Annotated in this window: 7 protein-coding genes and 3 tRNA genes; 2 read left to right on the forward strand and 8 right to left on the reverse strand. The window is 37.8% G+C overall.

The features are described 5' to 3' along the window. Positions 1-143: 143 nt before the first annotated feature. The 6 genes from DW862_RS12020 to DW862_RS12045 all read right to left on the reverse strand — a co-directional run bounded on the left by DW862_RS12020 (position 144) and on the right by DW862_RS12045 (position 7,666). A tRNA-Arg gene (locus DW862_RS12020) sits at positions 144-217 on the reverse strand. Between the two features lie 21 nt (positions 218-238). Next, positions 239-312, reverse strand: a tRNA-Arg gene (locus DW862_RS12025). Between the two features lie 21 nt (positions 313-333). Continuing rightward, positions 334-407, reverse strand: a tRNA-Arg gene (locus DW862_RS12030). A 79-nt stretch (positions 408-486) separates the two neighbouring features. Then, positions 487-2,787 carry a patatin-like phospholipase family protein gene (locus DW862_RS12035; RefSeq protein ID WP_165861912.1) on the reverse strand — a complete coding sequence of 767 codons (2,301 nt, stop codon included), beginning with the start codon at positions 2,785-2,787 and terminating at the stop codon, positions 487-489. A 171-nt stretch (positions 2,788-2,958) separates the two neighbouring features. Then, positions 2,959-5,004: a molecular chaperone HtpG gene (gene htpG / locus DW862_RS12040; RefSeq protein WP_120068391.1), complete on the reverse strand. Its 2,046-nt coding sequence runs from the start codon at positions 5,002-5,004 to the stop codon at positions 2,959-2,961. 133 nt (positions 5,005-5,137) lie between these two features. Further along, positions 5,138-7,666 (reverse strand): ATP-dependent Clp protease ATP-binding subunit, encoded by a 2,529-nt coding sequence (locus tag DW862_RS12045; protein WP_004314507.1) that lies wholly within the window; start codon positions 7,664-7,666, stop codon positions 5,138-5,140. A gap of 354 nt (positions 7,667-8,020) precedes the next feature. Here DW862_RS12045 and gyrA point away from each other — a divergent pair, with 354 nt between their 5' ends. Together gyrA and DW862_RS12055 are read left to right on the forward strand one after the other, a co-directional pair. Continuing rightward, positions 8,021-10,597 carry a DNA gyrase subunit A gene (gene gyrA / locus DW862_RS12050; protein ID WP_049702827.1) on the forward strand — a complete coding sequence of 859 codons (2,577 nt, stop codon included), beginning with the start codon at positions 8,021-8,023 and terminating at the stop codon, positions 10,595-10,597. A gap of 32 nt (positions 10,598-10,629) precedes the next feature. Then, the gene (locus DW862_RS12055) at positions 10,630-11,844 is read left to right on the forward strand and encodes a lipopolysaccharide assembly protein LapB (RefSeq protein WP_049702828.1); all 1,215 of its coding nucleotides are present in this window, start codon (positions 10,630-10,632) and stop codon (positions 11,842-11,844) included. Between the two features lie 265 nt (positions 11,845-12,109). On the opposite strand, the gene DW862_RS12060 is transcribed toward DW862_RS12055, so the two are convergent. Further along, positions 12,110-13,231, reverse strand: a complete 1,122-nt coding sequence (locus tag DW862_RS12060) for a universal stress protein (protein WP_120068395.1) — start codon at positions 13,229-13,231, stop codon at positions 12,110-12,112. A 77-nt stretch (positions 13,232-13,308) separates the two neighbouring features. Continuing rightward, complete coding sequence (locus DW862_RS12065; RefSeq protein WP_004295969.1) at positions 13,309-13,599, reverse strand: hypothetical protein; 291 nt, start codon at positions 13,597-13,599, stop codon at positions 13,309-13,311. Positions 13,600-13,628 lie beyond the last annotated feature (29 nt).

The raw sequence follows: 13,628 nt of genomic DNA on the forward strand, positions 1-13,628 counted from the left end.
ATGATGCAAAAATAAGAATTTTAACGCAATCCCCCAAGTTTTCAGACTGAGCCAGTTTTCAGACTGAGCCAGACTGAGCCCCGATTTCTTCGATGAAATGGGGGAAAAAATAAAATCCTCTACATAAAATGCAGAGGATTAAGTGATCGCGACAGGATTCAAACCTGTAACCGGCTGATCCGTAGTCAGCTACTCTATTCAGTTGAGCTACGCGACCCTATAATTTGTAAGTTTTCAGTGACCGCGACAGGATTCAAACCTGTAACCGGCTGATCCGTAGTCAGCTACTCTATTCAGTTGAGCTACGCGGCCATTTTGTTAATTCAAAAAAAGTGATCGCGACAGGATTCAAACCTGTAACCGGCTGATCCGTAGTCAGCTACTCTATTCAGTTGAGCTACGCGACCATTCTTTTGTTTTAACGGGTGCAAAGATACGGACTTTTCCCGAACTAGCAAGCTTTTCAACGACTTTTTTTGTAGAAAATTATTCTATGAACCGATAATTGAATAGTTGCCAACCTATACTTAGTCCGACATTCCACTCCCTTTTCGGTGAGCTATAATGATTTACATATGCAGAGATGTCTCCAAAAGGTAATTGACATACAACAGAAATTTCTCCTAAATATTCAAACTTGGAGAAAGCTTTTCCATAATATGCTTTATTCAACGAGTTTTTTTCGATTGGATAAATGGGCATAAAGCCATAAAATTCTCCCCGAAGATGGAACATTTGGTTTAAACGGTAAATAGGCCGAATACCGGCTCCCACAAATTGATTGGCACGAAAGGCTTCGTTGTAGGTCAATTTACTGTGTAGCGTGGGCGAAAACTCTCCAGCCTGCATCATTGTGGCCGTATAGTTCTCGGAAAAGTTTTTAGAGGCATATAATGCCTTCAAATACCACCCTAAAACCCAATGTTCACTCATATTATGATATTTCTCTTTCATGTATGATAATTGTAACCATGAGTGATGGTCTTTATTATTGTTGTTGGTGGTACTTCCTTCGCCTGGGTAGAATCGCTCTTTTCCAACGAAGATCTGGGCAACAAGAGCTTCTCTGTATCCACGTGTAGGGTATTGTTTAGAATTTAGGGTGCTTCCATTAAAGCTGATTGATCCACCGAATAAATCATAGCGACTTTTGTCAAATTTGTCATTTCCAAAGTCAATGACGCTTTTCTGAAAATATTTATCTTCTATTTTCGCAATTCCGACCCCAAACTCTGCTCGCTTGCTCGAAAGGAAAGGTAATCCGACCTGCAATTTTAAGAAACGTTCGTCTTTCTGATTAAAGGCGGGTTTGTTATTTCGCGAGAAAAGTTTGTCTTTCTTGAAATAGTCGAAAGTACTGATTGAGCCTATAAGGCGGTATGAGGTAGGAATGGCAGTGGCGAAGTCAATTTTTGCCATAAACTGCACGTTATTATATACTTTTCCGAGTTGCCCGTCAAGGATAAACTCTTTGGCATAGTAGTTTAAATCCTGATAGCTAAGCCCCAGATAGATCTGATTGGAGTTGGAAGTGGATATATTTCCTCCCAACCGCACAGCAAAATTATTTTCTAATTTCACCTTTAAATGTAGATCGTAGGTATCGTCTTCCGGATTATAAATTGCATGTGGTATAATTTCGGAAATCATTTTATCAGATAACAATCGGAAATAACCTTGTTTTAAATCCTCATAAGTGAATTCTTTGTTGTCTGATTTATGAAATTCTCTTTTAATATATACTTGTTGTTGTGGATTAGCTCCGTCGATGATGATATTTTTAAAGCGTAGCTCCGGAAAATTACTCCGGTATACCATTCTTCTTAAACGTATATTGTCCAGATTTACACGCCGATGGATACGACTTTTGATTGAATCCATCATGCTGATGGTTCGATTATATCCTATATCGTGTAATTCGTCAATGCGTTGAAAATCCATTAGATTGACATTGTCATATTTGAACGTCATTAAAATCCCCATGGAGTCCGGAATGGAATAGTCGGTTTTCTGCATCACCATATTTTCAATTTGACTCATGAGGTCATTTTCTTTGGGTTTAGTGGGATTGGTGGACACGACGCTCCCTATGATGACATCCGGATGAAAATCATCTCTCATGACATCTGTAGGGAAGTTATTATAAATACCTCCGTCATAGGCTAATACATTGTCTATTTCAATAGGCTTAAACATGAACGGGAAACTCATGGAAGCTCTGACGGCATCTCCTAAATCTCCTTCCTTCATGACTAATTGTTTCTTGTTGTATACATCGGACGCAATGCAACGGAAAGGAACAAAAAGTTTATCAAAATCTCCCTTACAAGCAGCTGTGGCACGTGCATATAGGTCTACAAAAACGAGATTCATTTGAATCGGATTGACAACACTAGTAGGCAGGAATTGAGGTTTCAAACTTTTCAGTGAGTCTTTGAATGAAAAACGAATATTGAAGAATTCGGGAGTGGGAAGATTCTTTTTGAAGTGATATACATATTTCTCTTCCACTTCTCCGGAATACCATCGTTTAAAGTCTTCCGACTTGAGAAGTTTTACCATGTCGTCAGGAGAGTATCCCATGGCGTATAAAGAACCGATAATGGCTCCCATAGAAGTGCCTGCAATGTAATCAATAGGAATGTTGTTTTCTTCCAAAGCGCGAATGATACCGATGTGTGTCATCCCTTTGGCGCCACCACCGCTTAATACAAGTCCTACTTTTTGGGCATGGATAGCCGGAATAATCAGCCATAAAGTAATTAACACTAAAAAAATCTTTCTCATAACCCAAATCAAACAATTGAATTTTTTGTCTATTAAGTGTTCAAATATATACAATACTTTTCAATTAATCGATATTTTACCGATCGTTTTAAATTGAAAAAGAGCATTACAACGTGTATTTAACGTTGAATGCTCTTTCTTGAAGTATGTGTAATGTTTAAAAGGGCAATATTAAATCAATTCTATGCTACGTTTTACGAAGTTATTCAAAGCTTCACCTCTTAGCATATTGTTTTGCAATAAGGCCAAATCGATCAGCTGGCGGATAACTTTATTATTGCTTGCATAGCCGATAAAGATAGCTTCTTTCTTGTTTTTCAGATCATCCCACTTCTTATCCAGATTGTTTAGTTCATCTTTTTCTGATGTGGGGATTTCTTCTTCTTTCTTATCCTTTTGCTTGTCTTTCAACTCATTGCGTTGTTTGTTGACATTGTCCATTTCAGAAAGTATCGGAGCTACTTCTGCCTGACAAGCACTTTCTTCTTCATTCAATACCTGTTTTATCAACTTATGGTCTGAATTCAGAATTAGATTAAACATATCAGGCATTTCACCATAGAAACTCATTCCGGCCTGAATATTCGCCATTTCTTTCATACGACGCATATATTCGCTTTGAGTAATCATGACTGGAGCTGAATTTTCTCCTAATGCCTGTGTCATGACATTGAATTCAACTTTATCCATTTTAGGCAATTGACTCTTGAAGGCTGTTGTGATTGCATCCTGTTTATTGGCTTCCAACGTTTCACCTTTCTTATCTTCTTTTACAATAAGATTGTCAACAACATCACTGTCTACACGAGTGAAACGGGATTTTTCAAGTTTTTGTTCCAGCATGCTTACCATAGCTACATCCAACTGGCCATCCATGAGCAAAACATTGTATCCTTTGTTGGTGGCAGCTTCAATATAACTGTATTGCTCATCCTTGTTATTTGCATACAGATAAATTAGGTTTCCATCTTTATCTGTCTGATTATCTTTAATAAGGGTCTGGTACTCTTCAAATGTATAATGCTTGTCATTTGTATCGGTGAAAAGGGCAAATTTTTGCGCTTTATCATAGAAATCCTCTTGTGTGAGCATTCCGTAATTGATAAATATTTTTAAATCATTCCACTTCTCCTCAAACTGCTTACGGTCATTCTTGAATATAGACTGTAAACGGTCGGAAACCTTCTTTGTGATATAAGTTGAAATCTTCTTCACGTTCGAGTCGCTTTGCAAATACGAACGGGAAACGTTCAACGGAATATCCGGAGAATCGATTACGCCATGTAACAAAGTCAGGAAGTCCGGCACAATACCTTCAACCGAGTCTGTAACATATACCTGATTGCAATATAACTGAATCTTATTCTTATTTAATTCAATATTGCTCTTTACCTTCGGGAAATAGAGGATACCGGTCAGATGGAATGGATAATCAACATTCAGGTGAATCCAGAATAGTGGTTCATCAGACATTGGATATAGCTTACTATAGAATGATTTGTAATCTTCATCCGAAAGTTCGCTAGGTTTACGTGTCCACAAAGGAGTGGTATCATTGATTATATTATCTTCGGCTGTTTCTACTTGTTTGCCGTCTTTCCATTCTTTCTTTTTCCCAAATGCAATGGGAACAGGAAGGAAGCTGCAATATTTCTTCAGAAGCTCGGAAATACGTGCTTCTTCGAGGAATTCTTTGCAGTCATCATCAATGTATAAGATGATGTCTGATCCACGATCAGCTTTTTCAATTTCTTCAATAGTGAATTCAGGGCTGCCATCACAAGTCCATTTTACGGCTTGTGCACCGTCTCTGTATGATTTAGTGATAATTTCCACTTTCTTTGCAACCATAAAAGCAGAGTAGAAGCCAAGTCCGAAATGTCCGATAATGGCATTTGCGTCATTCTTATATTTCTCCAGGAAGTCGTTAGCTCCTGAAAAAGCTATTTGATTGATGTACTTTTCAATTTCTTCTGCAGTCAAACCGATACCACGGTCGGAAATAGTAATGGTATCTTTGCCTAATTCAACGTGAACGGTTAAATCACCCAGTTCACCCTTAAATTCGCCAATAGAAGCAAGCGTATTCAGCTTTTGAGTGGCGTCTACCGCATTAGATACTAACTCGCGCAGAAAAATCTCATGGTCACTGTACAAAAACTTTTTAATGATAGGGAAAATGTTCTCTGTTGTAACCCCAATATTACCTTTTTGCATAATACGTATATTTTTTAGTTTATCTATTGATTAATTTTAATTGATGTTTGTTCAGATAGAGACAAAAAAAATGCCAGACCCGAAGGTCTGACATTATGGCATATTATTTTATTTTCTTATTCAGGAAATAATATTATTCCGGAGTGACAACTTTCATCTCCAATTCACCTTTTTCTTCATTGAGAGATACCTGAATAGTATCTCCCTCCTTCAAAGAGGAGGAAATGATGAGCTCGGATAAGCCATCCTCCAGATAAGTTTGAATTGCTCGCTTCAAAGGACGGGCGCCATATTGTACGTCATATCCTTTGCCGGCGATAAATTCTTTCGCCTTATCTTCAATAACAAGCTTGTAACCAATAGATTCTATTCTATCATACAATCCTTTCAGCTCTATGTCTATAATCTTTGTTATTGCTTCCAGAGAAAGCTGGTCAAACGTGATTATCTCATCTACACGATTGATGAATTCGGGCGCGAATGATTTGTTTAGAGCTTTTTGTATTACGCTTCGCGAGAATTCCTTATCATCCAGGCGGCTTTGTGTCGCAAAACCAACGCCACGTCCAAATTCTTTCAGCTGACGGGTTCCTATATTGGAAGTCATGATAATAACAGTATTTTTAAAATCTACCATTCTGCCATAACTGTCAGTCAGACGCCCCTCATCCATAACCTGAAGCAAGATGTTGAACACATCCGGATGTGCTTTTTCTATCTCATCAAGCAATACAATCGAGTATGGTTTACGGCGCACTTTTTCTGTCAGCTGACCACCTTCTTCATATCCTACGTATCCCGGAGGTGCTCCAACCAAGCGTGAAACAGTGAACTTCTCCATATATTCACTCATATCTATACGAATCAGTGCATCAGCAGAACCAAACATATATTTGGCTAACTCTTTTGCTAAGTGAGTTTTACCAACTCCTGTCGGGCCTAAGAACATAAATGTGCCAATTGGCTTATTAGGATCTTTTAGCCCTACACGGCTTCGCAAAATAGCTTTAACCAGTTTTTCTATTGCTGTATCTTGTGCGATGACTTTAGCCTGCAAATCTTCTTTCATACCTGCGAGCTTGATACCTTCAGCCTGTGCCATCCGTTGTACCGGAATGCCTGACATCATTGAGATGACATTGGCAATTTCTTCTGCATCAACAGTTTGCCTGTTTTCCTTCAGATTGGCTTCCCATTCTTTTTTCATTTCATCTAATTGGACAGAAAGCTCTTTTTCTTTATCACGGAAGCTGGCTGCAAGTTCGAAATTCTGCGATTTCACAGCTTCGTTTTTCTTGCTTTTGGCTTCTTCGATCAGTTTTTCTTGTTCTTCTATCTCTTTGGGCACATTGACATTGGTAAGATGTACACGTGAACCGGCTTCGTCTAAAGCGTCAATAGCTTTATCAGGGAAATTACGATCTGTGATATAGCGGTCTGTCAGCTTGACACATGCTTCTAATGCTTCATCCGTATAATACACATTGTGGTGGTCTTCATATTTATCCTTGATATTACGCAAAATCTGCAAAGTTTCGGCAGCGGTAGTCGGTTCTACTATTACTTTTTGGAAACGGCGTTCCAAAGCACCATCTTTTTCAATGTTCTTACGATATTCATCAAGAGTGGTAGCACCGATACATTGTATTTCTCCTCTTGCCAATGCCGGTTTTAGCATATTGGCAGCATCCATAGAACCTGCCGCAGAACCTGCGCCTACAATCGTGTGGATTTCATCAATGAATAATATTACATTCGGATTTTTCTGTAATTCATTGAGAATGGAACGAATACGTTCTTCGAATTGTCCACGATATTTGGTTCCTGCTACAACAGCAGTCATATCAAGAGCAACCACTCGTTTATCAAACAGAATCCGCGAAACCTTTTTCTGAATGATTCTTAATGCAAGACCTTCAACAATCGCTGACTTTCCTACACCAGGCTCACCAATCAAAATCGGATTATTCTTTTTGCGGCGGCTTAAGATCTGCGCTAAACGTTCGATTTCTCTCTCTCTGCCGACAACGGGATCCAGGCGTCCTTCTTCTGCCGCTTTTGTCATGTCAGTACCGAAATTGTCAAGTACCGGTGTGTCATTAGACGGCTTCTTAGAAGCGGTTTGTGCTTGTTGGCGTTCGTCCGAACCACCTCTGCCGGAACGGGGAGAGGACATTTCTTCGTCATCATCATCGTCTTCCGTAAAGCCCATGCCAGAGTTTATATCTGGTTGCAATGTAGCTTGCTCCAGTACTTTCACATAATTTATATCGTTTGCTTCAAGTACGGAAGCTGCCATATTGTTTTTTTCTCTTAAAATAGCCAATAATACATGTTCTGTATCAGCGATGTTACTTTTCATTCCACGAGCTTCTAAAATACACATTTTTAATATCTTTGCCGCATCATTAGATAACGGTACCTCTGCATCAGGCAATAACATATCATCAGCTTCTGCCTTCAGTTGAGCTTCAATCTGTTGCTTTATTGCAGCTAGATTGGTGTTGAGTTTAGACAATATCTCGATAGCTTTTCCTTCACCGTCACGAAGGATTCCCAGAAGCAGGTGCTCAGGGCCTATATACCTACTTCTCAACCGATTCGCTTCTTCCTTACTATAGACGATAATGTCGGAAACTCTTTGTGAGAATTGATTATTCATACTTTTCCTTTTCTTCTAAGGGTTATTCACTGGCAAATATACGCATTAATCAAGTTTGTATTGCAATATTTGCTTTATTTCTTATATCTACAAATGGCGTGCCATAAAAACGGTGTATTTGCATTATATATATAAGGTATAACAAATATCCAGCTCTTTTTTACCAATGTTATCTATCTTTCCATATTATATTTATCGTTTTTATCTTTTTATTTTCGAATTTTAAAGTTTAATGAATTGTCGTCCCGGTCATGCTAAAACTTTCTTTCTAAAAACTTTCGTATATCGGGGAAAAGTAGTACTTTAGCGTGGTTTTTCACAAACCGTAGAATGTATAATTAATAATCATTTTAAATGCTTGAACAAGACAGAATTATAAAGATTAACATCGAGGAGGAAATGAAGTCATCGTACATTGACTACTCCATGTCGGTCATCGTTTCACGTGCCCTTCCGGATGTTAGAGATGGATTTAAGCCTGTTCACCGTAGAATTTTATACGGAATGATGGAATTGGGCAATACTTCAGACAAACCTTATAAGAAATCAGCCAGAATCGTGGGTGAGGTACTCGGTAAGTACCATCCTCATGGAGATTCTTCTGTTTATTTTGCAATGGTGCGTATGGCTCAGGAATGGGCAATGCGTTATCCTTTGGTAGATGGACAGGGGAACTTTGGTTCTGTAGACGGTGATAGCCCTGCTGCTATGCGTTATACAGAAGCTCGTCTTAATAAGTTGGGTGAAGCAATGATGGATGACCTGTATAAGGAAACCGTCGATTTTGAGCCTAACTTTGATAATACGCTGGTAGAACCTAAAGTTATGCCGACACGTATCCCGAATCTTCTGGTGAACGGAGCATCCGGTATCGCTGTAGGTATGGCTACAAATATGCCTCCTCATAATCTTTCGGAAGTAATTGAAGCATGTGAAGCATATATTGATAATCCGGAAATTACAGTAGAGGAACTGATGGAATTTGTCAAAGCACCAGATTTCCCTACTGGCGGGTTTATATATGGTGTGAGTGGTGTACGCGAGGCATATTTGACTGGACGAGGACGTGTAATTATGCGTGCGAAAGCCGAAATCGAAAGCGGACAGACACATGATAAGATCGTAATAACCGAGATCCCTTATAATGTAAATAAGGCCGAGTTGATTAAGTATATAGCTGATCTTGTAAATGATAAGAAAATAGAAGGTATCTCAAATGCCAACGATGAGTCTGACCGTGACGGTATGCGCATTGTTATTGACATCAAACGTGATGCAAATGCAAGTGTAGTGTTGAACAAACTCTATAAAATGACAGCTTTGCAGACATCTTTTGGCGTAAATAATGTTGCTTTGGTTCATGGACGTCCAAAGACGTTGAATCTGAGAGATTTAATTAAATATTTCATCGAACATAGACACGAAGTTGTTATTCGTCGTACTCAGTTCGATCTTCGTAAAGCGAAAGAACGCGCGCACATTCTTGAAGGTTTGATTATCGCTTCGGATAATATTGATGAAGTAATTCGTATCATTCGTGCAGCAAAAACTCCTAATGACGCTATAGCAGGCTTGATTGAGCGATTCAACCTGACAGAAATTCAGTCTCGCGCAATTGTAGAAATGCGTTTGCGTCAATTGACAGGTCTGATGCAGGATCAGCTTCATGCGGAATACGAAGAAATAATGAAGCAGATAGCTTATTTGGAAAGTATTTTGGCTGATGATGAAGTATGCCGTCAGGTAATGAAAGATGAATTGTTGGAAGTTAAAACGAAATATGGAGATGAACGTCGTTCTGAAATCGTTTATTCTTCAGAAGAGTTCAATCCGGAAGACTTCTATGCAGATGATCAGATGATTATTACAATTTCTCATATGGGTTATATCAAACGTACTCCGTTGACTGAATTCCGTGCACAAAATCGTGGTGGTGTAGGTTCGAAAGGTACGGAGACCCGTGATGAAGACTTTGTAGAACATATTTATCCTGCTACCATGCACAATACGATGATGTTCTTTACACAAAAAGGTAAGTGCTATTGGCTGAAAGTATATGAAATACCTGAGGGAACGAAGAATTCTAAGGGACGTGCTATTCAGAATTTGTTGAATATTGACTCGGACGATAATGTAACTGCATACTTGCGTGTGAAGAGTTTGGAGGATTCTGAGTTTATTAATAGCCATTATGTATTGTTCTGTACTAAGAAAGGGGTAATAAAGAAGACATTACTAGAACAGTATTCTCGTCCTCGTCAGAATGGTGTAAATGCCATAACTATCCGTGAAGATGACAGTGTTATTGAAGTTCGTATGACGAATGGAAACAATGAAATCATCATTGCCAATCGTAATGGACGTGCAATTCGTTTCCATGAAGCAGCAGTTCGTGTAATGGGACGTACAGCAACAGGTGTACGCGGTATTACATTGGATAATGATGGTCAGGATGAAGTAGTAGGAATGATTTGTATCAAAGATTTGAAGACAGAATCTGTGATGGTAGTTTCCGAACAAGGATATGGCAAACGTTCTGAAATAGAAGACTATCGTAAGACGAACCGTGGCGGTAAGGGTGTGAAGACCATGAATATTACCGAAAAAACAGGTAAGTTGGTAACAATCAAGTCAGTAACTGATGAAAATGACTTGATGATTATCAATAAGTCTGGTATCACTATTCGTTTGAAAGTGGCTGATGTTCGTATTATGGGCCGTGCTACTCAAGGTGTCCGTCTGATAAATCTAGAAAAACGTAACGACCAGATTGGTTCGGTATGTAAGGTTATGACAGAAAGTCTTGAAGATGAAATTCCGGCAGAAGAAGCAGAAGGAACAATTGTGAGTGATCCGAATGCTGATGCTCCTGATATTGATGATGCAGCAGACGTAAATGAAAACGAAAGCAACAACGAAATCGAGGAATAGACATAATATTAATAATTAATCAAACAACAATCATGAAAAGAGTATTATTTTCGATGGTTTTATTGATGGCTGTTAGCTTCTCATTCGCACAAACGAAGAATGTAAAAGAAGCAAAGAGTATTGCTAATGATGTAAAACCTAATTTTAAGCAGGCTGAACAGCTTATTGGGGAAGCTATGAAGAATCCTGAAACGAAGGATCTTGCTGACACATGGGACGTTGCTGGATTTATTCAGAGACGTATCAACGAAGAGCAAATGAAAAATGCTTTTTTGAAAAAGCCGTATGATACATTGAAAGTGTATAATAGCATTCTGAAAATGTATGAGTACTATACTAAGTGTGATGAATTAGCAGAAATACCTAATGAAAAGGGGAAAGTTAAAAACAAATACCGGAAAGCAAACGCTTCAAGTATGTTGGCTGAACGTCCTAATTTGATTAATGGTGGTATTCAGTATTTTAACTTGGATAAGAATAAAGAAGCCTTGAAATTCTTTGCAACATATGTTGAATCAGCTTCTTACCCAATGTTAGCTGATAAAGAATTGGCTAAAAACGATACTCTTCTCCCGCAAATTGCCTATTACGCAACATTAGCTGCTGATAGAGTAGGTGATAAAGATGCAATTATTAAGTATGCTCCTGCTGCTTTGTCTGATAAAGATGGTGGTAAATTTGCAATGCAGTTGATGGCTGATGCATATAAGGCTAAAGGTGATACTGCTGCATGGATTAAGGCTTTGGAAGAGGGTATCCTTAAGTTCCCAGGAAATGATTATTTCTTCGCTAACTTGGTTGATTATTATAATAGCTCTAATCAAGCTTCAAAAGCTATGGAGTTTGCTGACAGAATGTTATCTAATGATCCGAACAATAAGTTGTATTTGTATGTAAAAGCATATCTTTATCATAATATGAAAGAGTATGATAATGCAATCGAATACTACAAGAAAGCTATTGCTGCTGATCCGGAATATGCAGAAGCATACTCTAATGTAGGCTTGGTATATTTGATGAAAGCACAGGATTATGCTGATAAAGCAACAACAGATATCAATGATCCTAAATATGCTGAAGCACAGGCTGTAGTTAAGAAATTCTACGAAGAAGCTAAACCATTCTATGAAAAAGCTAGAGCTTTGAAACCTGATCAACAAGATTTATGGTTACAAGGTCTTTATAGAGTTTACTATAACTTGAACATGGGACCTGAATTTGAAGAAATCGATAAACTGATGAAGTAATATCGTTTTCAGGAAAATTATAAGTCTGAAAAATATGGGAAGGTTGCTAGAAATAGTAACCTTCTTTTTTTTCGTATAATTCTATTGGGGAGAGATAATCAAAATATACATTTGAGGGAATATGCATTTTTTTCTCCTGCAAATAGTAACTTTCTTCAATTGATAAAAATTAAAAAGGAGTAATATAATAACATTGCTCCTTTTTATATTAAACATAATATTGATTATTCCCTAATCGTAAATGCCCGTTTTTTGCTTGATCTGATCAGCTATTAATAACAAGTAATGGTGTATCAGAATGAAAAATCATTTTTCTAGCAATACTTGGATTAAATAATCGAGCAAATATATTCCTTTTGTAAGAAGTCAAAGTGATTATATCTATTTGATTAACTTTGATATACTGATCAAGCCCTTTTAACAAATTATCGTTCATTACTACATCATAATGAATTTCAAGCCCTGGATATTGCTTGTGAAAATATTCTTTTATGCCTGCTAGTTTTATTTCATTCCAGGTATCTTTGGAATCAGTAAGATGTATTAAAGATACAGAAAAATGGAATGATTTCCAAGTATTAAAGAATGCTTCGAAAGCAATTAAATCTCTTTGATCAAAATTGGTAATAAAGGCGATCCGTTTTACTTCACTAAACTGTTTAAATGGTGTGTTTTCGGGAATGGCCAATACAGCTGTGCGGCTTCTATCAATAACTTCAGCAGTTACACTGCCAATCAAATCGATATCTTTCTGATTCTTTCCCCGAGTCCCCATGATAATAACCATAGGACGCTGTTCCTTAGCATATCTTAAGATTTCTTCTTCTGGAATACCTTCACGTAAGATACAGCTATATTTAATATTGGGAAAATCACCCGATGTGACTTTTTCTTTTATCTTTTCTGATAAGGCATTGAGGTCAGAATGAACTTTCTGAATAATCGTTTTTACGGATTCTTCATCTCCAATCTGGTAATTGAAAATATCTCCATATGGTAATGATGAAGCATATATAGGCGTAAAATAGACGTGCAACAAAATGACTTCAGCATTTTCTGTTTTTGCTAGGTTAAATGCAAATTCACACGCTTTCATCGAATAATTAGAGAAGTCGACGGGAATTAAAATCTTATTTGACTTATTTTCTGTTTTGGGCTCCTTCTCTCCCACTATACTTTCAGACAGCCATGTAGAACTTTCTGTTATTTTCAAAGCACGTGGCAGATCGCTTTCCTTTATGCGTAAACGCACCCCCGAAGAAACAACCGGTTGTATTTGATTTACGTTGTGAATGTATGTTTCTATACCTTCATTTTCCAAGACATTCTTTAAGATCTGCGCTTTGGTGTATGTCAGAATGGCTAGGGTTACTAATTTGTCTTCCATAAATGTATATTTTATAAGGTGAAAACAAATAAGAAATCCCAATTGTTTGATTCAATTGGGATTCAGTTTGTTATATTTTAAACTTGCACAGATTCGGTAGCCTGTTCTTTTTGCATACTCATATTCAATTCATCTAGGATTTTTAAAGCCCGATCAAGAACGGTCGTATCATCCAACATTACAAGCCCACCATCCGGACCGGGCTCAAGATGTATTCCGACACTTTTTCCCTCCTTGAAATTGTGTCCTCCGAAGAAGTTTCGCACTGTATCTACGTGCAAACCAAGTTCGTCTGCTATTCTATGCATGCTACCGCTAGGCAATGAATCTTTAATTTTACGAAGTTCATTAAACGTTATTGTTCTCATGTCTCATAAATTTAATGGTTAATACTATG

The organism is Bacteroides sp. AM37-9 (assembly GCF_003603455.1).
GTDB classification, from domain to species: Bacteria; Bacteroidota; Bacteroidia; order Bacteroidales; family Bacteroidaceae; genus Bacteroides; species Bacteroides xylanisolvens.